Genomic DNA, 23357 nt, shown 5'->3' with positions numbered 1-23357 from the left:
GCTGGCGAGGCTGGTGGAAACCGGGGCTTCCGTACTTTGTGCAAAAATGTTTTGTAGATTCGGTGATCCTCGTATAGAACTAGTAGGGTAGCTTCAATATCTTACGAGGATCGTCCATGGCTTTTTCCCCTGATCATCTTGCTGAACTGAATTTGCTCACGCAGTTCGATTCTTCCTCAACCCAGGAAGGCATCAAGGTACACCAGCATTCCGCGCCTGAGGACATCGTGAAAGCCGCCGAACGGCTGCACCAGAAGGGGTTGATCACCCAGCAGGATGGTGGTTATCTGACCAATCTCGGCAGTGAAGCGGTGGAGTTGACCCAGAAGCTCCAGTCCATTCTGTCCAGCCCGTGATTTCGGATCGATAGAGAGTCAATACCAGAACCCGATGTCTGGTTCCGGTGCCCTGCGATCAATGCTCACCCCCTTTCCTTCGAGGATACGCAGCAAAATCTGGGTATCCTCCACGTTGAGGAAAGCGCCCAGGGGTATGTTCTGTTCCCGATAGCAGAGAAACAGCTTGGGGGGTGTAAACGGGTGTTGTGGCATGTCGGCGCGAATGCGGGCATAGCGACGGGGTATTGTCCATTCTGCCTGTTTTGTGCGCCGGCCCCTTTCCAGAGTCAGATTGCCGGGGGAGATGGACAGAACTTCCCGCAGCTGACAGGCCCTGGCGGTGTAGTAGATGCCGGCAGCCAGGGCCACCAGTTCAATGCCGGCAAAGGGCATCACCACCCAGGCGCCCGCCAGCGCCATGCCTGTTGCGATAACCAGTGACAGGGTGAAGAGGGCTGCCCACACGCGGACATTACCCTGCCAGGTCAGTGACTGGTTGGGTGTCAGGAGCAACCTGACGCCTTCTTCGGATTCTAGGTGTTCTACCATCGGCCTTACCCCGCAACCGTATACGCCAGAATGGCCGGTATCGATGGTTACCGTTGCCTGACGGAGCCGTAATTCAAATGGGACGAGAACCACGACATACTGTCTACCCTTAGCATAGTTGCGTGTACATCGGAGTTTCCATTTGGCGAACAAAACTTTCCCGCGGCGCATTGTCCGGTTCCTCGTCCGGGGATTTGCCGGATTGCTGGTGCTGTTGGTGGCTGTCCTGTTGCTGTTCAGGTTTATCAATCCACCCACCACGGCTTTCATGCTGGCCTATGGCATCAGCTATCCCGACAACAAAGTCCATCAGCAGTGGATCGACTACGACAGCATCTCCAGGTGGATGCCCCTGGCGGTCGTCGCGAGTGAGGATCAGCGTTTTCCCGACCATTGGGGGGTGGATTTCGCCGCGATCCGCAAGGCTCTGGCGGAATACCGGGCGGGTGACGGCCTGCGGGGCGCCAGCACCATTACCCAGCAAACAGCCAAGAACCTGTTTCTCTGGAACGGCCGGAGCTTTATCCGCAAGGCCCTTGAGGCGGGACTGGCGCTGGGGCTCGAAGCCCTTTGGTCAAAACAGCGGATTCTGGAGGTCTATCTCAACGTTGCTGAGTTTGGTCCGGGAATATACGGCGTCGAGGCGGCCAGCCAGGCGTATTTCGGTATCAGCGCCCGCTATCTCTCGCCATCCCAGGCGGCGAGGCTTGCCGCAGTGCTGCCCAACCCGAAAGTGCTGAGTGCGGGCAATCCCTCCGCGTATGTGTGGGAGCGTGCAGGCTGGGTGGAGAGGCAGATGCATCAGCTGTCGGGACCGGGGTATCTGAGGGAAATGTAACCCGGTAACAGGCAGGTGGTCGGCACAGGAGCAGGTGTAACGAAATCGATACACTCTTTTGGTGGGAATATGGCAATCTGACCGTCCGGATGAGCTGTGCTCACGAACGGGGACACACCAGTACCTTCCCCCGGACCGGCTTTGTTACAGTGTTGCTATCGTTACCTTGCCAAAGGATTCGCGCCCGTTATGTCCAGACAAACCGCCCATTCCCAGAAACTGCTGCTGTTCAGCCTGACAGGACAAAAGCCTTTCGCCATCGGGACACTGAAAATCCGCGAAATACTGCCGTTTGCCCGGCTGACCCGGTTGCCGCACAGCCATTCCGCGGTGCTTGGCACTATGTCATTTCGTGGTGCTGCGGTACCGGTGATTGATATGGCGGCGGCCGTGGGTGGGCGGCCATTGAGTGCGGAGGAGCAGAAGGTCAGCTCTATTATTGTGACGGATATCCAGCGTCAGGAAATCGGTTTTGTGGTGCGCAGCGTCAACAAGATTATTGAGGCTGACTGGAAACAGGTTCAGTCACCACCGACCGCCCTGGGTGACCAGGCATTTGTTACGGGACTGCTGGATCTGGAGGGTGAACTGATTCAGTTGCTGGATGTCGAGCTGCTACTTTCCAAGGTTTACCCTTCTGCCGTCAATACCGATGCCGCAGCCTTGACGGATGTGGAGAGTGAAACCCTGCGCGCGCAGCGGATCCTGTTGGTGGACGACTCCCAGGTGGCCCGCAAACAGCTTTCCGATGTACTGGACAGCAAGGGCATTTCCTATGAGGTGACCAGCAACGGCCAGAGCGCCCTGGACATCATGCTGCAGGCGGCTGCTGTCGATCAGCCCGTGGATATCCTGGTGAGTGATATTGAAATGCCGGGGCTGGACGGCTACGAGCTGGCCTTCAATATCCGGGATAACACGTCGCTCAAACAGCCTTACATTATTCTGCACACTTCCCTGAACAGCGAAATGAGCCTCAGTTATGCCAATCAGGTTGGCGCCAATGAGGCATTGACCAAGTTTGATGCGAACGAGTTGATGCAGGCAATGCTGCGAGGCTCTGAACACTAATCCGAACTGGCCTGGTCCGGCGACAGGGTTGGCGACGTTGCCGTCAGTCTTGAGATCAGTTGTGGGTTGCGCTCGTAGACATCGTTGCGAAATTGCAGGGTGCCGTCCCTGTCGACCCAGGTGGTCCAATACTCCAGATACACAGGCACTGGTTGTTTGAGATAGACCGTGGTCAGTTGCCGGGAACTGACCAGTTTGTCGACATGCTCCCGGGTCCAGCCGTTTTCCTCCTCCAGCAGCAGGCTGGCAAGCCGGAATGGGTCTTCGACGCGAATGCAGCCCGAGCTGAACGTGCGTTCGCTGCGGGTAAAGAGTGCCCGGGCGGGGGTATCGTGCAGGTATATGTCGAACTGGTTCGGGAACATGAACTTGACCTGTCCCAGCGCGTTGCGGGGCCCTGGCTCCTGTACAAGCTGAAACGGGAAATGGTTCTCTGAAAGCAGCCACCAGTCGATGGTTTCAGGGTCAACCCATTCCCGGTCCGCGCCCCAGCCGCGGTAGACGGTGAAGTCCATCGTGCGCAGGTAGTCCGGGTTCCGCCGTATGATGGGCAACTGGTCTTCGATCATGATCGTGCGGGGAACCGTCCAGGTCGGGTTGAACACCAGGTAGCGGATCTGATCGCGGAAGACCGGTGTTTGCCGGTATGGACGCCCGACGATCACCCGGGTGTTCAGGACCTCCGTGCCATCTTTCACCATGCGTAGCTCGAACCCGGCAATATTCACGATGACATGGGTTTCCCCAAGCTCATCGGGTAACCATCGCCAGCGTTCCAGGTTGGCATCAAGCTGGGTCAGCTTCTGTTGCGGGGTGATGTTAAAGGCCGCAAGCGTCTGCGGGCCGATCAATCCGTCTGTATCCAGCCCATGGCGGGCCTGGAATCTCATCACCGCTGACATTAGTCTGTCATCGTAGTGGCGCTCAATGACCTGATCTTCCAGTGATTCGGTGGGCATGAAGTCCCCCAGGGCAGCCAGGCGCTGACGGATGGTTGGCAGCCGGTCGTCGGTCATGCCGGGGCGAATGGTTGGGCCTCCGGCAAGCGGTTTCCAGGGAACGGTGAGCAGGGATTGCAGGAATGTCCGTGCTTCCAGCAGTTGCTGGTAGTCACGCTGGGAAGGAGCCAGGTAACGAAGCAGGGTACCGATGGTTTGATTTTCCAGGGCCCGGGCAACCACCTCGTCCAGGCGGCGACCGTGACGGTTGGCTGTCCACTCCGCCTCCAGTGTTTCCCGGTTCACCTTGCCATCCAGCAGGTGAGAGGCAAGCAGCAGCAGGCTGTCAGTCAACAGCATGTCCAGGTCCGCTCTGGACTCGGGATCCAGGTCGTCAGGGGGCTGTGCTGCAAAGCTGGCGAGCAGGTTGTAATGGTAGTCGGCGGGTGTCAGGCCGTGGCGCGCTGACTCTCTGATGGTTCTGAGTAAGGCTTCCCGATCCTCGTCCCGGGTCCATGCCAGGGCATAGCCCCTGTGGCGGTAGAATGCCGACAGGGTATCCATTGCCAGTAGTGGCTCTCCCAGCGCACTGACCGGAAATCCCTGGTGGATGGCTTGCACACGCTCGCGGATGGCATCGTTTGCCAGACTGCTCAGGGACCACAGACACAGCACCAGCATGAGCATCCCTCGTACAACCGTCAATCCTGAGGACATCCTTTCTCTCCAGAGCGGGCAAAAATTGAACAGTCCTGCTGTTAATCCTAGACTTAAAATGGGCGGTTAAAAAGGAGGTGTGCCCAATGAATAAGACAGTGAACGGACATTACGAGGATATTGATCAGGCGAGGAACACCGAAGAGGATTTACTGGCAACGGGATTGCCTAGAGAGTCGGTCTACCTGGACAAGGAAAACCAGGTGATCAAAGTGCTGATTCCCTCGGGGGAGGAGCGGGAAATCCAGGAGATCTTTGATCGACACCGTGTCACATACTGAAGTGGGATGCGAGCCCCGACAGAAGACCAGCCGGGGCGCTCCTGGTCAGATCACCCGGTGCGGCCGAAGACACGTTCGAAAAAGCCAACCTCCCTGGTGTCCGGAATGGGCAGGTTGTCCAACTCGGACATCGCGCGACGCCAGAACTGTTCGGGCTCATCCAGTGTGGCCACTTTGCTGCGTTCCTCGGCGCTGAAGGAGTTGTGCTCGCCGCCAACACCCTTTGCCATCAGTTCCTGGGTCCACAGATAAATGGCGGCCCGAACGGTTTTCAGGACCCCTGAGTAGGTATCACGGCTGACGTTGATGGCCAGTTCAGCACTCAGATTGATCCGGGATTGCAGGTCCGCCATGTCGTCCGGCGGTAACAGGACCCGGTTGCCGTTGCCTTTTTTGCAGTTCAGGCAGATTTTCTCCAGGGCCTTGATGCCATCCGTCAGGTCAAGATGGCCGTAGTCCAGTTTCTGTTTGTCATCCACCGGGGCGGGAATCCAGCCGTACTGGGGGGAGCGGGCAACGATGTGACCGGGGAGACCCCGTCGGTATGGAGGTGCCTGTGTGCTGTCACTGTAGCCCTCAAATTCGGTGCGCAGCCAGGTCGCCATTTTGCGGTGCCTGAGCATCATTGCCAGAGTGATGGCGGAAGGCATTATTGCTTCCAGGAGCTCATTGGCATCCCGCGTTCGTTCCTCCAGATGGTTCACCGGTTCGGACATTCCCGATCTCCTGTCTCACAAGCGGCAGTATGGCAACTGCCTTGTTGTTTTTGTTGGTGGCCTGCGACGTCTATCGAAGGCTATGGTTGAAAAAGTAGTCAGGCGAATGCTCGACGTCCATTGTTAAACGTAGGTGTTTTGTTACCTAAAGTAAGGTGGCCGCGGCCCATGGAGTGAAATCAGGGGGGGGATGATGAAAAAGCCCGATTTCAATGCACTCAGGCTAGCGATGGTTGAACGCCAGATTGAGGGGCGGGGGATTGCCTCACTGCTGGTTCTGGCCGCCATGCGCCGTGTACGGCGGGAGCGATTCGTGCCTGATGGCATACAGCACCTCGCCTATGAGGACGGTCCCCTGGCCATTGGTGAAGGACAGACAATATCCCAACCGTACGTAGTGGCGCTGATGATCGAGGCGCTGGCATTGCAGGGTGGGGAAAAAGTACTGGATATCGGTACCGGATCCGGCTATTGCGCCGCGGTGCTGGCCTGCATCGCCGGGGAGGTCTTTGGCATTGAGCGCTTGCCGGCGTTGGCGGAGCGTGCCCGGGCGGTGTTGCGCAACGAGGCGTTTGGCAACGTTCAGGTACGCTGTGGCGATGGCACGCTGGGGTGGCCGGAGGTGGCCCCGTTTGATGGCATCGTTGTTGCCGCCGGTGGACCATCCATTCCGCCTGCCCTGACCGATCAGTTGGCTGTGGGTGGCCGGCTGGTTATGCCCGTGGGTGGAGAGCACACCAGCCAGGACCTGGTTCGTCTTACCCGGATATCGGCAACCGGATACGAACGGGAGAGTCTGGGTGGCGTGCGCTTTGTCCCGCTTCTGGGCGCCGCGGGCTGGCCGGAGGAGCCCGGCTGACAACCGTCAACCCGCGTTGGTGCTTTCAAAGATCTTGTCCGCTGAAGCCGCCACAAACCCGGGGTAGAGTTTGCCGCTGGCTTCGGGGTAGCGCAGGGCAAATTCATAGAAACAGCTGGGTATGGTCGCCGTTCCGTCGGAAAACCGTACCGGAACCCGGTCCGCCATGGTGGAGGACTGCTCCAGCAGTTCCTGCGGCGAGCCCTTGATCTCCCCGCCGGAATCGTTGACCCGGTAGCCGTTGTCTTTGAGCAACTGGTTGATCTCCGCCACCGTCTGGTACTGGTTAAGCTGGTTGATGCTTACGGTGAAATGATTGGCCCGGAACCCCCAGGCGGCCAGCCAGGCTGCATATTCGCTTTCCTGCAGCAGGGTTTCATAGGTGGCATGCTCAATGTCCCAGTGCCGTCCGGAGTAGAGAAAGTTGTCCGCCTGTACATCCTCAGGGTTAATCTGCGCCACCAGCTCGCTGGCGATGGTCTGCAATTCCGGGGAGCACTGTTCGGTCAGAAGTTCCGATATGAAAACCTTGGGGGCAACAGGGTCCGGGTGCTCATAGTGTCGGGCATAGAGTTTCTTGGCTTCGAAATGGTACTCGCCGCCCTGGTGGTATCCGAGCGACGTGAAATGTTCGGCGAGCGCCTCAAGACCTACGGGTGCAAGGTTGAACGTGCGCAGGGCGATGTGGTCATTCACGATGCGCTGACCTTCCGCAGCCCCGAGAATCCGGTGAATTTTCTCGGCTGAGGGGGTTACCTCGCGGTAGTTGTCCCACAGGTGCTGAAACAGTTTATTGCGATCAGTGTGCATATTTGACCTCCGGTGCCCGGGAGTGGAGTTCGGTTCTTGCTGCGGCCTGCGCCAGTGGCAGGAAGCGGGTCATGCCGCCGTCAACCAGGCCCAACTCTCGCGCCAGGGATTCCGGCACAGTGAGCAGGTTGTGATGGGGGAGCCAGGTCGCTGCTTCAGTGACCGTGGCTCGGAAATCCGCCATCTCCGTATTGGTAATCAGCATAGCCTGGTTGCGGTTGCCAGGCTGATGTCGGGTAATCGCGGTCATGCTGTCGTCCACCACCTGAACCTGACACTGGTTGGAGAGTTTGATGCTGATGATGTCGCACAGTTCCGCTTCAACCGTGGGGCCCGCATCAAACAGATCGACAAATCCGGTATGGCGGAACCCCTCGGCTTCCAGCATCTTCAGTGCCGGTCGCGTCTGTTCATGAACCTGTCCGATGACCCGCTGCGCTTCCGGTGGAATGTCGGTTACGGAAAGCGGACCAGCCGGCAGTATGGTATCCATGAACTCGGGCGTTCCGGTCCCGGCCAGCCGGGTGACGGTGGCAAAATCCAGGTCGCCGGCACGGGTTTTCAGCCAGTTCCAGAAAGGGGACTGGCCACCAGCATCGGAGACGCCCCGCATCTCGGCAATGATGGTGGAGGAAAACCGCTGGGGGTTCTGTGCCATGAACAGGAAGCGCACCTTTGACAGCAGCTTGCCGGCGTTCGCCTGCCGGTATCTGGGGCGCAGGTACAGACTGCAGATTTCGCTGCAGCCCGTATAGTGGCTACAGCGGATAAGATTCCCGGTTTCCCGTCTGAAGTGGCAAAGGGGGCGTTCATGCCCAGCAGAGGCTTCGATACCGGTGGTGCCCATGATATCACCGGTTTTTTCGTCCTCCAGAACAAACAGGTAGTGCTCGTTGCCCGGCCGCTGGATGTCGCGTCCGAAACTGTCGATGGCGTGTCGAATCTTGCTTTCCAGATAGGTCCGGTCGTCAACCAGTGAGGTGAATCCGGGGCCGGATTCCCGTGCAATCTCCTGCAGCGCTGGCAGATCCCTGTACTGTATTGGGCGGATAATCATCGGCAGTCCCCGCAGTCGGCTGGTGGTTCTTTTGTCGTGTTTTCTTGCGGGTCAGTATGTAAGGGGTAAGCGGTAATTTGTAGTGGCGAAATGATCGAAATAATGAAAAGATGAGTCAAAATGACTAAGTAAGTTGACAATATGCTAAGCAAGCAAGATCAGAAGCTGCTGTTGCTGTTGCGCAAGAACGCGCGAATGAGTATTTCGGACCTGGCGCGTGCGCTCCACTTGTCGCGATCCACGGTACAGAATCGGCTTGGCCGGCTGGAGAGTAACGGGGTGATCAAGGGATACTCCGTGCAACTGGGAGATGCCCATGCCGCTAATCAGGTTGAGGCCCACGTGTCCATCAAGGTCTACCAGAAGCTCACAGCCCGAACCAATGCCTCGCTGGATAGCATCAGCCAGGTGTCGCAGCTGTTCTCGGTGAGCGGAGAGTATGACCTGATAGCCATTGTTCAGGCCCAGTCTCTGGAAGAGTTGAGTGCAGTGCTGGATGAGATTGGTAATCTGGAAGGGGTGGAGCGGACCAATTCGGCGGTGGTGCTGGAAACCAGGTTCCGGCGCTAGCGGCGAGTGCCCGTCCCTGGGCGCGTCGTCCGGCTTTATTCCGGCAGGGTGCTCTGGTTCAGCAGGGCCGGCTTCTTCAGGGCCTTGCCAAACAGGTCCTTTTCTTCGGCGATGGCCAATGCCGCCTTTTCCGCCAGGTTTTCATCCAGACCTTGGACCCGGGCTTGCAGGAACTGGGTGATCTCCTCGGCGAGCTCCAGTACCTTGTCTCTGGCATCGGCTTCCGCCTTGGATGAGAACAGCAGGGTATCCGGGTGTTTCAACGCCATCTCCAGTCCATCCCTTTCCGAGTAATACAGTGCTTGTACCGCCATGAATCTCTCCATTGGGCCCCCACACCGCAGGATCGGGTGTGGGGTGGTTGCTACGCTTTATGGCGTGAGTGTACAACACGGAGACTGTATGTGTATACAGTGTTCTGGTTGAGAGGCGGGCAGGGAGTCACACCGTGGTAATGGTGAATCCTCGAGCCGGGAAGTGGACGTGAACCTTACCGGTACGTGGGTGCTCGCGTTGCAGGATGAGGGTGTCCGCATCGCCGAATACCAGTGTGCCCCTGACGGGCTCGCGGCCGTAGTCATCCGGCGCCACATCGACGGCCTGCCCGGTCTGCTGGTGGTGGGACTGGTTGTCCAGTTCCCGGGGCGCGGCGTTTCTGGCGATGTCCAGCGCCTGATCCTCTGTAATCTCAGCCGGTTGGCCATGGCCAAAGCCTTTCATGCGCTCCATCCAGCCTTGAACCCGGGGAAAGTCCCTGAGCCAGGGTTTTCCCGCCAGGTCGCACACAAACCAGAGCCCGTGATACGCGGAGAAGTCGGCAATACAGGGGGACTCGCCAAACAGGAAGTCCTGTTCCAGCATGGATTCCATGGTTGCCATGTGGGCAAGCACGTGGGCTTTTGCCTGCGGCCCCCTGAGAGCCTTGACCCTGGATTTGCGCCCCATGTTGATGCGGTCCTTGAGGAATCGGAACGCATTCAGCAGGGAGGTGTCTTTGATCAGCTTTTTCAGCATGCGCCCGTCGCTGGCTGCGATGACACAGGCCAGGAAGGTTTCAAGATCGGTCTCCCGGACGAATGCCTGAACCTCAGCGGGCTGTTGTTCCAGAATCAGTTCATTGCGGCCGCTCAGGCGGGCGATTTCAGCCGCCACGCTGCGACTGTCACAGAACACATCGGCGCCGTTCTGGGCGACGGGGATTTTGCGGTAACCACCGGCAATGGCCTCAAGGGCAGGTCGGGGAGGCATTTCCTTTACGGTGACTGATTGCCAGCCCAGACCGGCATAGCCAAGCATGACGCGAATTTTCTCCGAAAACGGAGACATGGCGTAATGGTAGAGAACGAGTTCTTGCATCAAGTTGTTAATAACCCCGCGGACGCGCAGTAAATGAATGCAGCAGAGCCTATCAGAATAAGCCCCCAGGCCGGGAAAATCAGAGGCGAGCGACTTGTTGTTTTCATGGGCTTCTCCTGCAGTGACCCGTGGTATACGCACAGCCCTTCAATGTAGACCATTATGACGGAGTGTCACGAATGAAATGTGGGAAGTGGAACAAAGTACGAATCAGTCAGTTACGGAGGCACGTCCGGCTATTGAGGAAAGCTGAAATACCGGTAGTATGCAGTGGAAACAGAATAATTACTGGCGCTTATACAATAACAACAAGGAGCCGTTCATGGCTGTAGATACAGATAAACAGACATCACTCCATTGCCTGTACCACTGGGCAAGACACACACCCGATAACGTTTACCTCACACAACCGTTTCCCGATGGTCGGGTGGAAGACATCACCTGGAAAGAGGCCGCTGACCAGGTGTCTCGGATGGCCGCGCACCTGGACAGTCTGGAACTGCCCGAGCGTAGTAATATCGCCATCCTGGGCAAGAACAGCGCCCACTGGATCCTGTCGGACCTGGCTATCTGGGCGGCGGGGCATGTTTCGGTCCCCCTTTACCCGACGTTGAATGGTGATACCGCCGCCTACGTTCTGGAGCACAGTGAGGCAAAACTGCTGTTCCTTGGCAAACTCGATGGCACCGCCGACGGCTGGAACGATATCAAGGGGCATATTCCCGAGGCGTTGCCCATCATTTCCCTGCCGCTGTCGCCGCGGGATGACACACCAAAGTGGCTTGAGATTATTGCCGAGTGTGAGCCGGCGGAGCCGATTCTGCCCAACCCCGACGACCTCGCCACCATCGTCTATACCTCAGGTAGCACAGGGCGCCCGAAAGGTGTCATGCACAGTTTCCGCACTATGATATCGGTGGCTGACGGCCTGCAGCAGCTATTCCCGGTGACCTCGGACGAACGAATGCTGTCCTACCTGCCGCTGGCTCACGTCGCGGAGCGGGCCGCAGTTGAAACCCAGTCGCTGTATTACGGTTTTCATCTGTATTTCGCCAACTCACTGGATACCTTCCAGGAAGACCTGCAGCGTGCACGCCCGACGTTGTTCTTCTCAGTGCCGCGTTTGTGGATGAAGTTCTACCTGGGCGTCAATGCCAAGCTGCCACCGAAAAAGCAGAAACTGTTATTCAATATCCCGATTCTCAACGGCATCGTGAAAAAGAAGGTTCTCAAACAACTGGGGCTGGATCACTGCCGTGCCGCACTGACCGGTGCGGCTCCTCTGTCAGCGGAAATTATTGCCTGGTACCGCAGCCTGGGCCTGGAGTTGCTGGAGGTCTACGGCATGTCGGAGAACTTCGGGTATTCCCATGCCAACCGACCCGGGCAGGCGAAAGTGGGCACCGTTGGTATGGCCAACCCGGGTGTGGAGCACCGTCTTGGTGACGGCGGTGAAGTCGAGGTCAAGAGCCCCGGGCAGATGCTGGGTTACTACAAGAACGAGGAGAAAACCCGGGAAGACATCACCGATGACGGCTTCCTGAAAACCGGTGACATGGGGGAAATCGATAGTGACGGTTGTCTCCGCATTACCGGGCGGGTGAAAGATCTGTTCAAGACTTCAAAGGGCAAGTACGTGGTGCCCGTGCCGATCGAAAACCGTTTCAATCACCCGAAGGCCGAAGTGGTGTGTGTCGCTGGTGCCAACCAGCCGCAACCCTGCCTGATGGTACTGCTGTCGGACGAGGCGAGAGAGGAGCTGGAAACCGGCGGCAGCCGTGCCGAACTGGAACAGGAGCTGGCGCATGAGCTGGATGCGGTGAATGCGCAATGCGAGGGCCACGAAAAGCTGGCGTTTGTGGTGGTGGTGAAAGAGCCGTGGACCATGGAAAACGGCATGCTCACACCCACCATGAAGATCAAGCGCAACGTGATCGAGAATTACTACACCCGGAAAATGGATGAGTGGTTCGGCCAGAAGGCCAAGGTGGTCTGGGAATTCTGACCCCTTAACGCAAAACACCGGTGGCCCGCGTTTGCGTTGCCACCGGTGTTTTAGAATTCCTTTCTCTACATCCCTGTTTACTTCACTTCGAACTCACTGGCCATTGCCGGCCTGTGTTAGTGGCCGCCCTGAACCATCTGCGGCAAGTCCGGAGTTGCAGTCTGAGCTTTCCTGCCCATAATGCGCATCTTCCTGCTAATCAACTGAACCGCCTGCTTTGCTGCAGCACGGGTATATTGGCGCCTGACCTCAGCACTGTTGTGGAGGATACTGGACGGCAGGGGTTGAACGGTTGCGATATGCTTTTGAGTCATAGCGCCTTCCTCCTTTTTCTCTGGTGGGTTAATTAGCGATCTACCTTTAATTTACACTTAATTCTAAGGACTCTTTTTTGCAGTTAGAATACGTTAAAATCCGTACTCACGTTGCAAATATGCAGTAACTATGGACTGGGACTATCTTCGATACATACACGCGCTGGCAATAGGTGGAACGCTCGCCAAAGCCGGAGAAATACTGGGTGTGCACCAAACCACTGTTTTAAGACGACTTGATCAGATGGAAGAGTCGCTGGGTGTGCAATTTTTTGAACGCAACCGGGACGGTTTGCAGCTCACGCCGGTGGGGGAAACAGCGTTCCGGGAAGCTGCAAGGCTGTCCACCGAGATGGAAAATCTCGAACGTAAGCTGGTGGGGCAGGACTCGGCACCAGTGGGTAAGGTGCGTCTGGCCGCTGAAGACCTGATGATGAACGAGCTGCTGAGCCCGATTCTCGCGGAACTGGTGCGTGAGTTCCCGGACATTGAGCTGGAAGTTCTCACGGACAACGATGTGGCCAATCTCAGTCACCGGGAAGCGGACCTGACCCTGCGCCCGGAAAACAAACCCCAGGCCACGCTTGAGGGTGAGCGAATTGCTGCCGTTGAGTCAGCCGTCTACGGCTCGGCACGCTACTGCCGGCGCAATCGTAATATGGATGTTGAAAACCAGCCGGAGGGGTGTGTCTGGATTGTTCCCGATGAGACCTTCAGCCATCTGGCGACCGGTCGCTGGTATCGCAAGCACCTGAAGAATGTGTCATCGGTTATACGCTGCAACAGCCTGCAGTCCATGCATGCCCTGGCCAGGGCCGGCGCCGGTCTAGCGGTATTGCCCTGCTACCTGGGGGAAAGCACCCGGGAGCTGCGGCGTCTGTCCGATCCTCTGGAAGGTGAGAGTGTGGACCTGTGGCTTCACGTTCACCAGGACACCCAGCAAATGGCGCGGGTTCGTATCGTGATGGAGTATCTGGTGGACCGCCTCCAGTCCCTGGAGTCGGTGATCGAAATCAGTACCACATTCTAGCTAGCCACAGAATGGCCAGAACTGGTACCAGCGCCAGCACTGGAACTCCTGCTCACAGGCCTTGAGCTGGTTGTCGTAGCGGAAAGCCCGGGTTTGCACCCGGGATGCCAGGTCGACCACCTCGGGTTTGGCATCGTAACTCCGGCGTGCGTAGCCAGTTCTGCCTTCGTGATAGGCCAGATACAGCTTCTGCGGGCTGTAGAACGACACGCCCAGCTTCCGGTTGGTCAGATAGTTGTACCAGCCGACAAAATCCAGCGCGTGTTCCATGTGGGTTCGCACCACAAACAGGCCGTCCCCGTTGGCTTCCAGATACTCTCCCCACGCTGGATCCAGTGCCTGGGCATAACCATAGGCGGTTGTGGGCCGGCTCCAGGGAATGAAGCCCCAGAGCCGGGTTCTCGGCGGCCTGGCGTGGCTGCGGAATGAGGACTCGTAGTACACAAACGCCATCTGGGTAGCGATTGGCGTGCCCCACTTCTCTTGCGAGGCTTTTGCATAGTCGTACCAGACCGGATGTTCTCGGAAGATCTCGCAGACATTGTCCTGCCGCAGTGGCGGGCTGGGGGCGAGTAGACTGAATCGCAGGGTTGCCCAGATGGCGACAACCAGTCCGAGGGTTGGCAGCCCGAACCACCTGAGCCGCGACTTCCAGACATTAAGACGTTTTTTGCGCTTACTCATGGGCTGGAGAACCACGGCCTCCTGTCACCATACCAATTTGTCATCAAACTCCCCCCTTTTTGGCTTGCAGGCGGCAAGTTCGTCATGGCATAAACCGCCCATCAATCTTTCCGGATGATAGGCCATGAAAGCGTTTTCCCAAATTAAACCCGTTTTAGTATTCATCGTTTTGCTGTGGGGCACTGCCGCCCACGCAGCCCCTTCCGCGGAAACCGTGTTGGAGGCTTCACCCATTGACGACATTGTTGCCCAGTACCCGGCGATGATGAGCCAGGGGATACGGCAGGGACTCAAACAAAGCGGCCGGGTACCGCCCTTTGTCGCCGACTCTATCGGCCAGGTGGTCAGTGGTAGTTATAACGCGGCGGAAATCCAGGCGCAGATTGTCTCCGACCTGGAAGCATCGCTCAACGACCAGCAGTTGCAGTCGGTCATGGAATGGTACGACACTCCCGTGGCGAAAAAGATTGCGGAAGCGGAAGTAGCGGCCTCGCGGCCGGAAGCCTGGGCGGAAATACAGGCCCGGGCACCGGAGCTGAATCGTCAGTTCCGGGGCAGTGAGCGGGCGGGGATGTTTGATCGGTTTGACAAGGCATCCCGGGCGACGGAGAGTGCGGTGGATACCTCCATCGCCGTGCAGCTGGGGCTGGCGTCGGCATTGGCTGCGTTCAAGGGCGACAATGGCGCTTCTTTTGATCAGATCCAGCGTCAGATTGAAGGCCAGCGTGGCATGCTTGAGGGCATGGTAAGCCAACAGGTCTATGACAGCTATCTGTTCACCTACCGGGATATCAGCGCCGCCGAACTGGACCTGTACATCCAGTTTCTGGAAAGTGACGCGGGATCGCAGTTTTCACGGGTAGTGACCAACAGTATCCAGCAGGCGATTACCGATCCCATTGAGTCCATCGGCAGCCAAATGGTGAGAATGCTCAGCCCGGCCAGTTGATCGTGCGTGGATAGTTGAATAACTCATCATATGGGTCCACCCTCAAGATAGAGGGCTATGTTTGAGGAGTGCCCAGATGGACTTTAATGCGTACCAGAAAGTGCTATCCGGTACCGCCAGAGGTGAAGAATGTCCGTTTTCGCCTGATGAGTTCGAGCAGCGGCTGGCCCGGGTACGCACCCGCATGTCGGAAGAAGATATCAGTGCGCTGTTGATGACAGATCCTGCTGATATCTTTTACCTCACTGGCTACAGCACCTTTGAAGTGTCGGTGCATGTTGCTCTGGTTGTTACTCCTTCCGATCTGTTGCTGCAGGTGCCGTCCATTGAGATGGGGCCGGCCATGGTAACCACGAGGGTGTCGCGCGTGGTGGGGTATCGTTGGGAAGGGATCGGTGAGGTCCTGATACCACTGATCGATGCGTTGACCGGCTATGAGGATCGGGTCGGCGTTGATTTCTGGCACGGTTCCCTGCGTCATGGCGTCATTGAGGGGATTCGGGCGCGGTTGCCGGATGTCCGTTTCGTGGACAGTGGGTCACTGTTGAAAAAAATCCGCAAGGTGAAGTCTGTCGCTGAGCTGGAGTATCTGCGGGAAAGTGCCGGAATCACGGCGATCGGGTTGGAAGCGGCTGTTTCAGCGATCCGGCCCGGAATGACTGACAATGACATTGCCGCAATCGGGGCGGAAGCCCTGTTGTCCGCTGGCAGTGAATTCATGAGTATGCAGCCCATTGTCACAGTGGGTTCCCGAAGTGGGGTGATTCACACCAACCACAAGCGCCGCCCCGTGGGGGCCGGAGATGTTGTGTTTCTGGAATTCGGCGCCGCCTGGCAACGTTACACCGCACCTATGATGCGAACCGTGGTGGTGGGAGACCCCACCCGCCAGATGCAGATGGTGTTTGACGGATGCCGCCGCGTGATGGATGCCCTGCTCAAGGCCATCAGGCCGGGAGCCACTTTCGATTCCGCCGCCCAGGCCGCCGAGAAAGCCCTGGAGCCGCTGGCAGAAGAGGTGTTCTTCTCGGGTGTTTTTGGGTACACGGTCGGCGCACAGTTCCCGCCTTCCTGGGTCGAAGGCTCGGGATTCATCGCTCGTGGCCAGTCATCCGCGTTCCAGCCAGGCATGGTCTTCCACCTGCCCATTTGTCTGAGAGTTCCGGGGCAATGGGGCATTGGCTGCAGCGAGACGATTCTGGTTACGGACAAGGGCACCGAATGCCTGACCCGCAATCCCTGGACGCTGGCTCACTCCAGCCGCAGATCCAGCAGGTAGAGGGTTCGTGGTGCGGGCAGGCTGGTGGCGAACAGGCCCAGTCTGCGGATGTCGTCCATGTTCATGGTCCGGTTACGCGGCGCATTCCTGATGTCTGACAGATTCAGCGTGAAGCTGTTGAACCCTGGTTCCAGCGTCAACCGCGTGTTGTAGCGGTCGCTGTAAATGTTGGCGCCCCTTTCATGCTCGACGTCGTTCACTCTCAGAGTTAGCGGAAGCACTGTCTCATCCGGGTTAAACAGTGCCACGGTCAGTTGTTCGTAATCACGCCAGTCGACCGGCAGGTTATCCAGGGTGACGCCGGAATAGAGCCGGGTGCTGAGAGAGATTTTCAGGCTTTGTCCGTTGATGTCCCCATGGTGGTCCGATGGAGTAAGGTTCCCTCTCCAGAAGGGGGTGGGGTCGGTATGGCTGAAATCGTAAAGCATCGGCAACTGCTGGCTGATCCGGAATTGCTGAGTGGCGACAATGCCGGTTAATCCCAGTTCGAAAATCACCAGTACCGAGGCGATCGCTGCCAGCATTCGCTGGCGGAGGTGGAGCTTTGTGGCAGGGTCCAGAACAGGCCGAAAGGCCAGGATCAGCCAGGCGCCGACCAGGTTTCGCCACACATCGTGCCAGTCGTCCTGGCGTCCCAAACCGGATTGCAGAAACTCAATAACCAGGCCGGCAATCAGCACAACGGTGGTAGTCGCCAGCCACAGTCGCCCGCCACTGAGCCGCTTCCAGGGATGGATGGCGTAGGTCAGAAGTCCGAAAAACACAATGTGTCCCAGGTTCCATACGGACTTGTGCAGGGGGCCGGAAGACCAGTCAGGACCACCGGTGAAAAACAGCGGGGCTATCACCAGAGCGCCCACAAGGGCCAGCAACCTCAGTCGCTGGCCCTTGTGGGCGTTCCATGGCAGAGATTCGGTACTCATCAGCTCCGGCTGGTCACTTCCAGAAGATGGTAACCAAACTGGGTCTTGATGGGGCCGATCACGGTGTTCAGGTCGCTGTTGAATACCGCCTTGTCGAATTCCGGAACCATCTGGCCCGGGCCGAAGGAGCCCAGGTCACCGCCGTTGCGACCGGACGGGCAGGAAGAGTGCTGCTTCGCGACTTCAGCGAAATCCTGGCCACCTTCGATGGCTTTTTTCAGTTCTTCGCATTTCGCTTCGCTGTCTACCAGGATGTGGCGCGCGGTTGCCTGTGTCATGGGTGTTGTCCTGTTGGTTTCAATGAATGTGTACTTCAGGGTAGGAATGCTGCCCGCCCGGCGGTCCTGAGGCAAGTGCTTTTTATCCGTGTTTCTTCTGTCTCACGGTTGGCTCGCCAAACCTGTACAATGCCCGTTTTTCTCTGCCGGCTCGTCCGGCTCCTACTTAGACAGGTCTGTTTCTTGATTTCCACCGCTAATATCACCATGCAATTCGGGGCAAAACCCCTGTTTGAAAACGTATCCGTCAAGTTCGGCAATGGCAACCGCTACGGTCTGATTGGCGCCAATGGCTGCGGCAAGTCCACGTTCATGAAAATTCTCGGTGGTGATCTGGAACCGTCCGCGGGGCAGGTCATGCTGGAGCCGAATATCCGTCTGGGCAAGCTGCGCCAGGATCAGTTTGCCTATGAAAGCTGTTCGGTGATGGACACCGTGATCATGGGACACGAGGAGCTGTGGAACGTCAAGAAAGAACGTGATCGCATCTACTCGCTGCCGGAAATGAGTGAAGAAGACGGCATGGCCGTGGCGGACCTGGAGGTGCAGTTCGCCGAGATGGACGGCTACACGGCTGAATCCCGCGCCGGTGAGCTGTTGCTGGGCCTGGATATCCCCCTGAATCAGCACGAGGGGCCGATGAGTGCGCTGGCGCCGGGTTGGAAGTTGCGGGTACTGCTGGCCCAGGCGTTGTTCTCGGATCCAGACGTGTTGCTGCTGGATGAGCCGACTAACCATCTGGACATCAACACCATCCGCTGGCTGGAGAACATCCTGGTGGCCCGTAACAGCACCATGGTCATCATTTCACACGACCGTCACTTCCTGAACAGCGTCTGCACTCATATGGCGGACCTGGACTACGGTGAACTGCGTCTGTTCCCGGGCAATTATGACGAGTATATGACCGCCGCGACCCAGGCCCGCGAGCGTATGATGGCGGATAATGCCAAGAAGAAGGCGCAGATTGCCGAGCTGCAGCAGTTTGTCAGCCGCTTTTCTGCCAACGCTTCCAAGGCCAAGCAGGCCACGTCCCGCGCCCGTCAGATCGACAAGATCCAGCTGGAGGAGGTGAAGCCGTCCAGCCGTGTGAGTCCGTTTATCCGTTTCGAACAGACCAAAAAATTGCATCGCCAGGCGGTAACGCTCAACGATCTGACCAAGGGGTTTGATGCCGAACCGCTGTTTGACAAGCTCAACCTGAAGATCGAAGCGGGGGAGCGGGTGGCTATTATCGGTCCTAATGGTATCGGTAAAACGACGCTGATGCAGTGTATGGCGGGTGCTCTGGCGCCGGACAGTGGTGACGTTAAGTGGACCGACAGCGCCCAGGTGGGCTATTACGCCCAGGATCACTCGGCCGACTTCGCTGAGGATATGAATCTGACCGACTGGATGGCTCAGTGGACCACGGGCGGCGAGCAGTTGGTTCGCGGTACGTTGGGGCGGATGCTGTTTTCGGGAGATGATATTGGCAAGATGGTCAGTGTGATTTCCGGCGGTGAGCAGGGGCGTATGCTGTTTGGCAAGCTGATTCTGCAGAAGCCGAATGTGATGCTGATGGATGAGCCGACGAACCATTTGGATATGGAGTCCATTGAGGCGTTGAATCTGGCGCTGGAGAATTATCCTGGGACGTTGGTGTTTGTCAGCCACGATCGCGAGTTTGTGTCTTCGTTGGCGACCCGGATTATCGAGTTGAAGTCTGATGGCATTACTGACTTCAGTGGTAGTTATGACGATTACCTTCGGAGTCAGGGTTACCTCTGATTTTGTTTGGACTATGGGTGGTGGCGGACGGGTGGGTAGGCCTTTCCAAAACACGCTCCTTCGGCACATCCGTGTGACGCTTGGGCTCCGCCATCCATGGCTCCGCACAGTTTTGGAAAGGCCTACCCACCCGTCCGCTCATACCTGTGAGTGGCCTTCGAACAAACTGGGGAAATGAGCGTGGGTGAGGCTGAGATTATTGATATAACCCGTAAATGGGTTGAAGACGTTGTTGTCGGCCTTAATCTGTGTCCGTTTGCCAAGCGGGAGCTGGTCAGGGAGCGGGTGCGGTTTGTGGTGTCGGACGCTGAGACCGAGGACGAACTTCTGCAGGCCCTGCATGCCGAGCTTCAGCGTCTGGAGGATGAGCCGGAGGTTGAAACGACTCTGTTGATCCACCCGGGTGTGCTGCAGGACTTTGCGCTTTACAATGAATTCCTGGACGCGGCAGATGGGTTGTTGGTCTATCTGGAGCTGGAAGGGGTTTACCAGGTTGCCAGTTTCCACCCGGAATATCAGTTCGGTGGCACCCAGCCGGATGACGCTGAGAATTACACCAATCGATCGCCGTTCCCTATGCTGCATCTGTTGCGGGAGGAGAGTCTTGAGCGGGCGATTGAGGGGTATCCCGATCCGGAGCAGATTCCGGAGCGTAATATTCAGCGGGTAGAAGAACTGGGTGTCGAGAAGATGCGGTCTCTGCTGGCCGCCTGTTTCCGTAAGGAGGGTGATGATGGAGAATCCGGAGGTGGCCGGCCGGCAACTGGCTGAGTTCATCCATCGTTATCCCCGCCTGATGATTCTCACAGGGGCGGGGGTCAGTACGGATTCCGGGATTCCTGATTATCGCGATCACGAGGGGGCCTGGAAGCGTAAGCAACCGGTTCAGCATCAAGAGTTTATGGCCAGTGTGGATGTGCGTCGTCGCTACTGGGGGCGCAGTCTGATTGGCTGGCCGGTGATTCGTAATGCCCGTCCCAATCCTGCTCATCATTATATTTCTGATCTTGAACTGCTTAACCACAGCACCCTGGTGGTGACCCAGAACGTGGATCGTCTGCATCAGCGGGCGGGTACGCGGGCCGTCAATGATTTGCACGGTCGTGCGGATCAGGTGGTCTGTATGGGGTGTGGGTATCGCTGTGGCCGGGATGAGGTGCACGATCGCTGTGCCGATCTGAATCCGGGCTTCCGTCACTTTACTGCGGAAACGGCCCCCGACGGGGATGCGGATCTGGAGGTGGATTTTTCGGAGTTTCGTCTGGCGAATTGTCCCGAGTGCGACGGGATTCTCAAGCCGGATGTGGTGTTCTTCGGGGATTTCGTGCCGAAGGAGCGGGTGACGACGGCGCTGGATACTCTCAGGGCCAGTGACGGTCTGCTGGTGATTGGTTCGTCCCTGATGGTGTATTCCGGGTTCCGTTTCTGCCGTTATGCCAGGGAGTGGGGCAAGCCTATTGCAGCGTTGACGCGTGGCCGTACTCGAGCTGATGAAATGGTGGCGTTGAAGCTTGATGCCGGAATCGGCGAGACCCTGAGGGCCTCGCTCGACCGGCTGTAACAGGCTGGCTCAGTCGTAACCGAGCTGCTTGCGCCACTTCCGCAGCAGGAAGTTGGTGTCGTGCTGCCAGGGGTGGAAGTTGGGCTTGAAGTAGTCCAGGTACTCGGGAATGATCGCGGTGAACATACCCTTCGGACCCCAGACGCGGTTCAGGCCCTTGGCCCAGGAGCGCAGGTTCAGCAGTTGCTTGTCTTCGCGCATCAGCTCCACGATGAAGGAGTGAATCGCCACCATGATCAGGGTGGTGATCAGGGCCATGGTGCCCATGCGGATGGCGTAATCCACCACGCCTTTGCCATACAGCGTCTCGTAGGTGTCGAAGGCAACGGCCTTGTGCTCGTTCTCTTCAATACAGTGCCACGCCCACAGCGTTCTCATGGAAGGGTCGATGGCATTGACCATATCCTCGCGCTTGAGCAACTGGGCGGACAGGATGCCGGTAAAATGCTCCAGAGCTACGGTTGCGGCCAGGTGAACCCGTTTGTTATTCAGCAGCGGCAGGTTCTTCGCTGACAGGAAACCGCGGGTCCAGCGTTCCAGCTTCTTGATGTCAAAACCCTGCTCAATCGCACCCTCATTGAAGTGACCGTGCTCTTTTGCGTGCATGGCTTCCTGTCCAATGAAAGCGCCAATGTCTTTCTGCAGCTGCGGGTCATTGATCTGATCACGTACCGCGCGAACACTGTCCACGAAGAAACGTTCACCATCCGGAAACAGGGCGGACAGGGCGTTGAACAGGTGCGTCATGAACGGGTCACTGTCGACCCAGTGCCGTGGCACTTCCTCAAAACCGAAGTCCTGGCGGCGTACGGGAAACGATGCGGTTACTGCAGTCATAGTGTGACCTCTCTGATTCATTGTCCTACATGGTCAACTGTACTGGGACAGCCAGCGCTTCGTCCGGTTATAAAGGGACAGAATGCGGTCAGAGATGGAAAGGGGCAAAGAGAGCGCAGTGACGGAGAGGGAAGGAGGCGGCAGATGCCGCCTCCTGGTGGGGTTACAGCAGGTTGTAGATAAACACCACGCCGACCGCGACCGGGGTAACAAAACGGACGGTCACGAACCACAGGTTGAACATAGCCGGTGACAGTGACAGTTCTTTCTCCATGGCCTGGCGTGACATTACCCAGCCCGCGAAAAGGGCAACCAGCAATCCGCCCAGCGGTAGCAGGATGTTGGCGGTGAAGAAGTCCAGCAGGTCGAAGATGGTCTTGCCTTCCAGCATCGGCACAAAGCCGAGGGGGGCGAAGTCGGCCCAGAGGTTCAGGGACAGGATCGAGGCGATCCCCAGCGCCCAGCAGACGAGACCGGCAGTCAGGGTGCTGACCGTGCGGTTCATGCTCTTCTGCTCTTCCAGCCATTCCACAATGGGTTCCAGCAGGGAAATACCCGAGGTCCAGGCGGCGAAAATCAGCAGCACGAAGAACAGGGTGCCAAACAGCGAGCCCATGGGCATCTGGCCGAAGGCCAGCGGCAGGGTCTGGAAGATCAGGCCGGGGCCGGCGCCCGGTTCAAGGCCATTGGCGAAGACGATCGGGAAGATGGCCAGTCCAGCAAGCAGGGCCACGCCGGTGTCGATCACCGAGACGGTGATGGAGGTCTTGGCGATTGAGATGTTCTTGGGCAGGTAGGAGCCGTAGGCCATCATCACCGCCATACCCAGGCTCAGGGTGAAGAACGCGTGCCCGAGGGCAACCAGAATGCCGGACGTGGTCAGTTTGGAGAAATCCGGCTGGAACAGGAAGGCGGCAGCCTGGCCGAAGTGCCCGGTGGTCATGGCGTAGCCCACAACAATCAGCAGCAAGAGGAACAGCGCGGGCATCAGGATACTGACGGCCCGCTCCAGTCCGGAGCGCACACCCCGCGCGACCACAAACATGACCAGCGCCATGAAAAGGGTGTGCCATGCCAGCAGGGTGGTCGGATTGCTGAGCAGTCCGGAGAAAATGGCACCGACGGCGTCGGCGGATTGCCCTGCGAGCTGGCCGCTGGCGGTGGTACCGACGTAGGAAATGGCCCAGCCGCCAATCACGGAATAGAACGAGAGAATCAGGAAGCCTGCCAGGACACCCACAGCGCCCACCAGCTTCCAGGCGGGTTTCAGCCCGTCCCGTTGGGTAATCGCGCGCAGACTGTTAACCGGACTGTGGCCACCGCGACGACCGATCATGACTTCGGCCATCATGATGGGGATGCCGACAATGGCGATACAGAGCAGGTAAACCAGAACGAAGGCGCCGCCGCCGTTTTCACCCGTTACGTAGGGGAACTTCCAGATGTTACCGAGGCCGACGGCGGAACCGGTGGCGGCGAGGATAAAGGCAAGGCGCGATGACCAGAGTCCGCGCTTGGCGTTGGAGCCTTCCAGCTCACCGGAATGGGTGGCAGACCCGGATTGTGATACAGACATAGCTGTCTCCTGCTTGGTACTTGTTTTTGTTGGGGAAGCAAAGGCCGCGAA

General features: G+C 57.9%; 25 protein-coding genes. 13 read left to right on the top strand and 12 right to left on the bottom strand.

From position 1 onward, the window contains the following. The first annotated feature begins 116 nt into the window (after positions 1 to 116). Positions 117 to 356: a TIGR02647 family protein gene (locus ACQUWM_RS11365; RefSeq protein ID WP_406999386.1), complete on the top strand. Its 240-nt coding sequence runs from the start codon at positions 117 to 119 to the stop codon at positions 354 to 356. A gap of 18 nt (positions 357 to 374) precedes the next feature. On the opposite strand, the gene ACQUWM_RS11360 is transcribed toward ACQUWM_RS11365, so the two are convergent. Further along, positions 375 to 887 carry a DUF2244 domain-containing protein gene (locus tag ACQUWM_RS11360; RefSeq protein ID WP_406999384.1) on the bottom strand — a complete coding sequence of 171 codons (513 nt, stop codon included), beginning with the start codon at positions 885 to 887 and terminating at the stop codon, positions 375 to 377. Positions 888 to 1029: 142 nt separating this feature from the next. Between ACQUWM_RS11360 and mtgA the strand changes: the two genes are divergently transcribed. Then, the gene (gene mtgA, locus ACQUWM_RS11355) at positions 1030 to 1725 is read left to right on the top strand and encodes a monofunctional biosynthetic peptidoglycan transglycosylase (RefSeq protein WP_428922223.1); all 696 of its coding nucleotides are present in this window, start codon (positions 1030 to 1032) and stop codon (positions 1723 to 1725) included. Between the two features lie 189 nt (positions 1726 to 1914). After that, on the top strand, positions 1915 to 2796 hold the full coding sequence (locus ACQUWM_RS11350) for a chemotaxis protein (RefSeq protein ID WP_406999380.1): 882 nt from the start codon (positions 1915 to 1917) through the stop codon (positions 2794 to 2796). Here the strand turns inward: ACQUWM_RS11350 and ACQUWM_RS11345 are convergent. Further along, on the bottom strand, positions 2793 to 4439 hold the full coding sequence (locus ACQUWM_RS11345; protein ID WP_428922222.1) for a L,D-transpeptidase family protein: 1647 nt from the start codon (positions 4437 to 4439) through the stop codon (positions 2793 to 2795). The genes ACQUWM_RS11350 and ACQUWM_RS11345 overlap by 4 nt on opposite strands. A 98-nt stretch (positions 4440 to 4537) precedes the next feature. On the opposite strand from ACQUWM_RS11345, the gene ACQUWM_RS11340 reads away from it, so the two are divergent. Continuing rightward, positions 4538 to 4732: a hypothetical protein gene (locus ACQUWM_RS11340; RefSeq protein ID WP_406999376.1), complete on the top strand. Its 195-nt coding sequence runs from the start codon at positions 4538 to 4540 to the stop codon at positions 4730 to 4732. Between the two features lie 50 nt (positions 4733 to 4782). Here the strand turns inward: ACQUWM_RS11340 and ACQUWM_RS11335 are convergent, their stop codons facing one another. Beyond that, complete coding sequence (locus ACQUWM_RS11335; protein ID WP_428922221.1) at positions 4783 to 5448, bottom strand: hypothetical protein; 666 nt, start codon at positions 5446 to 5448, stop codon at positions 4783 to 4785. A gap of 193 nt (positions 5449 to 5641) precedes the next feature. On the opposite strand from ACQUWM_RS11335, the gene ACQUWM_RS11330 reads away from it, so the two are divergent. Then, positions 5642 to 6307, top strand: coding sequence for a protein-L-isoaspartate(D-aspartate) O-methyltransferase (locus tag ACQUWM_RS11330; protein ID WP_406999372.1), 666 nt, complete (start codon positions 5642 to 5644; stop codon positions 6305 to 6307). Between the two features lie 6 nt (positions 6308 to 6313). On the opposite strand, the gene ACQUWM_RS11325 is transcribed toward ACQUWM_RS11330, so the two are convergent. Further along, entirely contained in the window at positions 6314 to 7117 is an 804-nt protein-coding gene (locus ACQUWM_RS11325) for a DUF1338 domain-containing protein (protein WP_406999370.1), read from the bottom strand. Then, positions 7107 to 8174: an arginine N-succinyltransferase gene (locus ACQUWM_RS11320; RefSeq protein WP_428922220.1), complete on the bottom strand. Its 1068-nt coding sequence runs from the start codon at positions 8172 to 8174 to the stop codon at positions 7107 to 7109. The genes ACQUWM_RS11325 and ACQUWM_RS11320 overlap by 11 nt, the downstream gene beginning before the upstream one ends. A gap of 141 nt (positions 8175 to 8315) precedes the next feature. On the opposite strand from ACQUWM_RS11320, the gene ACQUWM_RS11315 reads away from it, so the two are divergent. Next, positions 8316 to 8744 carry an Lrp/AsnC family transcriptional regulator gene (locus ACQUWM_RS11315; protein WP_428922219.1) on the top strand — a complete coding sequence of 143 codons (429 nt, stop codon included), beginning with the start codon at positions 8316 to 8318 and terminating at the stop codon, positions 8742 to 8744. A 35-nt stretch (positions 8745 to 8779) separates the two neighbouring features. Here the strand turns inward: ACQUWM_RS11315 and ACQUWM_RS11310 are convergent, their stop codons facing one another. Both ACQUWM_RS11310 and ACQUWM_RS11305 read right to left on the bottom strand, forming a co-directional pair. Further along, on the bottom strand, positions 8780 to 9058 hold the full coding sequence (locus tag ACQUWM_RS11310; RefSeq protein WP_428922218.1) for a YebG family protein: 279 nt from the start codon (positions 9056 to 9058) through the stop codon (positions 8780 to 8782). 127 nt (positions 9059 to 9185) lie between these two features. After that, positions 9186 to 10100, bottom strand: coding sequence for a glutathione S-transferase family protein (locus ACQUWM_RS11305; RefSeq protein WP_428922217.1), 915 nt, complete (start codon positions 10098 to 10100; stop codon positions 9186 to 9188). Positions 10101 to 10422: 322 nt separating this feature from the next. On the opposite strand from ACQUWM_RS11305, the gene ACQUWM_RS11300 reads away from it, so the two are divergent. Together ACQUWM_RS11300 and ACQUWM_RS11295 are read left to right on the top strand one after the other, a co-directional pair. Next, positions 10423 to 12105 (top strand): AMP-binding protein, encoded by a 1683-nt coding sequence (locus tag ACQUWM_RS11300; RefSeq protein ID WP_406999362.1) that lies wholly within the window; start codon positions 10423 to 10425, stop codon positions 12103 to 12105. A 444-nt stretch (positions 12106 to 12549) separates the two neighbouring features. After that, on the top strand, positions 12550 to 13449 hold the full coding sequence (locus ACQUWM_RS11295) for a LysR family transcriptional regulator (RefSeq protein WP_428922216.1): 900 nt from the start codon (positions 12550 to 12552) through the stop codon (positions 13447 to 13449). On the opposite strand, the gene ACQUWM_RS11290 is transcribed toward ACQUWM_RS11295, so the two are convergent. Further along, entirely contained in the window at positions 13450 to 14133 is a 684-nt protein-coding gene (locus ACQUWM_RS11290; RefSeq protein ID WP_406999359.1) for a lysozyme-like domain containing protein, read from the bottom strand. 214 nt (positions 14134 to 14347) lie between these two features. Between ACQUWM_RS11290 and ACQUWM_RS11285 the strand changes: the two genes are divergently transcribed. Together ACQUWM_RS11285 and ACQUWM_RS11280 are read left to right on the top strand one after the other, a co-directional pair. Then, positions 14348 to 15082 (top strand): DUF2059 domain-containing protein, encoded by a 735-nt coding sequence (locus ACQUWM_RS11285; RefSeq protein ID WP_406999698.1) that lies wholly within the window; start codon positions 14348 to 14350, stop codon positions 15080 to 15082. A 76-nt stretch (positions 15083 to 15158) separates the two neighbouring features. Further along, on the top strand, positions 15159 to 16361 hold the full coding sequence (locus tag ACQUWM_RS11280) for a M24 family metallopeptidase (protein WP_428922215.1): 1203 nt from the start codon (positions 15159 to 15161) through the stop codon (positions 16359 to 16361). On the opposite strand, the gene ACQUWM_RS11275 is transcribed toward ACQUWM_RS11280, so the two are convergent. Both ACQUWM_RS11275 and ACQUWM_RS11270 read right to left on the bottom strand, forming a co-directional pair. Continuing rightward, a complete protein-coding gene (locus ACQUWM_RS11275) occupies positions 16334 to 17284 on the bottom strand; it encodes a succinyl-CoA synthetase subunit beta (RefSeq protein WP_428922214.1) in 951 nt (316 codons plus the stop codon). The genes ACQUWM_RS11280 and ACQUWM_RS11275 overlap by 28 nt on opposite strands. After that, entirely contained in the window at positions 17284 to 17562 is a 279-nt protein-coding gene (locus tag ACQUWM_RS11270; protein WP_012136473.1) for a peptidylprolyl isomerase, read from the bottom strand. Before ACQUWM_RS11270 ends, ACQUWM_RS11275 begins: the two co-directional genes overlap by 1 nt. 183 nt (positions 17563 to 17745) lie before the next feature. On the opposite strand from ACQUWM_RS11270, the gene ACQUWM_RS11265 reads away from it, so the two are divergent. The 3 genes from ACQUWM_RS11265 to ACQUWM_RS11255 all read left to right on the top strand — a co-directional run bounded on the left by ACQUWM_RS11265 (position 17746) and on the right by ACQUWM_RS11255 (position 20893). Further along, the gene (locus ACQUWM_RS11265; RefSeq protein ID WP_406999353.1) at positions 17746 to 19332 is read left to right on the top strand and encodes an ABC-F family ATPase; all 1587 of its coding nucleotides are present in this window, start codon (positions 17746 to 17748) and stop codon (positions 19330 to 19332) included. 180 nt (positions 19333 to 19512) lie between these two features. Next, positions 19513 to 20103, top strand: coding sequence for a DUF1415 domain-containing protein (locus ACQUWM_RS11260; RefSeq protein ID WP_428922213.1), 591 nt, complete (start codon positions 19513 to 19515; stop codon positions 20101 to 20103). Continuing rightward, positions 20063 to 20893 (top strand): NAD-dependent protein deacetylase, encoded by an 831-nt coding sequence (locus ACQUWM_RS11255; protein ID WP_406999350.1) that lies wholly within the window; start codon positions 20063 to 20065, stop codon positions 20891 to 20893. Before ACQUWM_RS11260 ends, ACQUWM_RS11255 begins: the two co-directional genes overlap by 41 nt. A gap of 9 nt (positions 20894 to 20902) precedes the next feature. On the opposite strand, the gene ACQUWM_RS11250 is transcribed toward ACQUWM_RS11255, so the two are convergent. After that, the gene (locus tag ACQUWM_RS11250) at positions 20903 to 21730 is read right to left on the bottom strand and encodes a metal-dependent hydrolase (protein WP_406999348.1); all 828 of its coding nucleotides are present in this window, start codon (positions 21728 to 21730) and stop codon (positions 20903 to 20905) included. Between the two features lie 163 nt (positions 21731 to 21893). Next, positions 21894 to 23306: a sodium-dependent transporter gene (locus ACQUWM_RS11245; RefSeq protein ID WP_428922212.1), complete on the bottom strand. Its 1413-nt coding sequence runs from the start codon at positions 23304 to 23306 to the stop codon at positions 21894 to 21896. Between the last annotated feature and the right edge of the window lie 51 nt (positions 23307 to 23357).

It is taken from the genome of Marinobacter sp. DUT-3, assembly GCF_050379435.1.
Classification (GTDB): Bacteria; Pseudomonadota; Gammaproteobacteria; order Pseudomonadales; family Oleiphilaceae; genus Marinobacter.
This window is presented reverse-complemented; position numbering and strand designations above follow the sequence as displayed.

Coding starts and splice junctions, on each gene's coding strand:
- ACQUWM_RS11365 (WP_406999386.1), top strand. CDS start 117: ATGGCTTTTTCCCCTGATCATCTTGCTGAACTGAATTTGCTCACGCAG.
- ACQUWM_RS11360 (WP_406999384.1), bottom strand. CDS start 887: ATGGTAGAACACCTAGAATCCGAAGAAGGCGTCAGGTTGCTCCTGACA.
- ACQUWM_RS11350 (WP_406999380.1), top strand. CDS start 1,915: ATGTCCAGACAAACCGCCCATTCCCAGAAACTGCTGCTGTTCAGCCTG.
- ACQUWM_RS11340 (WP_406999376.1), top strand. CDS start 4,538: ATGAATAAGACAGTGAACGGACATTACGAGGATATTGATCAGGCGAGG.
- ACQUWM_RS11335 (WP_428922221.1), bottom strand. CDS start 5,448: ATGTCCGAACCGGTGAACCATCTGGAGGAACGAACGCGGGATGCCAAT.
- ACQUWM_RS11330 (WP_406999372.1), top strand. CDS start 5,642: ATGAAAAAGCCCGATTTCAATGCACTCAGGCTAGCGATGGTTGAACGC.
- ACQUWM_RS11325 (WP_406999370.1), bottom strand. CDS start 7,117: ATGCACACTGATCGCAATAAACTGTTTCAGCACCTGTGGGACAACTAC.
- ACQUWM_RS11320 (WP_428922220.1), bottom strand. CDS start 8,174: ATGATTATCCGCCCAATACAGTACAGGGATCTGCCAGCGCTGCAGGAG.
- ACQUWM_RS11315 (WP_428922219.1), top strand. CDS start 8,316: ATGCTAAGCAAGCAAGATCAGAAGCTGCTGTTGCTGTTGCGCAAGAAC.
- ACQUWM_RS11310 (WP_428922218.1), bottom strand. CDS start 9,058: ATGGCGGTACAAGCACTGTATTACTCGGAAAGGGATGGACTGGAGATG.
- ACQUWM_RS11305 (WP_428922217.1), bottom strand. CDS start 10,100: ATGCAAGAACTCGTTCTCTACCATTACGCCATGTCTCCGTTTTCGGAG.
- ACQUWM_RS11300 (WP_406999362.1), top strand. CDS start 10,423: ATGGCTGTAGATACAGATAAACAGACATCACTCCATTGCCTGTACCAC.
- ACQUWM_RS11295 (WP_428922216.1), top strand. CDS start 12,550: ATGGACTGGGACTATCTTCGATACATACACGCGCTGGCAATAGGTGGA.
- ACQUWM_RS11290 (WP_406999359.1), bottom strand. CDS start 14,133: ATGAGTAAGCGCAAAAAACGTCTTAATGTCTGGAAGTCGCGGCTCAGG.
- ACQUWM_RS11280 (WP_428922215.1), top strand. CDS start 15,159: ATGGACTTTAATGCGTACCAGAAAGTGCTATCCGGTACCGCCAGAGGT.
- ACQUWM_RS11275 (WP_428922214.1), bottom strand. CDS start 17,284: ATGAGTACCGAATCTCTGCCATGGAACGCCCACAAGGGCCAGCGACTG.
- ACQUWM_RS11270 (WP_012136473.1), bottom strand. CDS start 17,562: ATGACACAGGCAACCGCGCGCCACATCCTGGTAGACAGCGAAGCGAAA.
- ACQUWM_RS11255 (WP_406999350.1), top strand. CDS start 20,063: ATGATGGAGAATCCGGAGGTGGCCGGCCGGCAACTGGCTGAGTTCATC.
- ACQUWM_RS11250 (WP_406999348.1), bottom strand. CDS start 21,730: ATGACTGCAGTAACCGCATCGTTTCCCGTACGCCGCCAGGACTTCGGT.
- ACQUWM_RS11245 (WP_428922212.1), bottom strand. CDS start 23,306: ATGTCTGTATCACAATCCGGGTCTGCCACCCATTCCGGTGAGCTGGAA.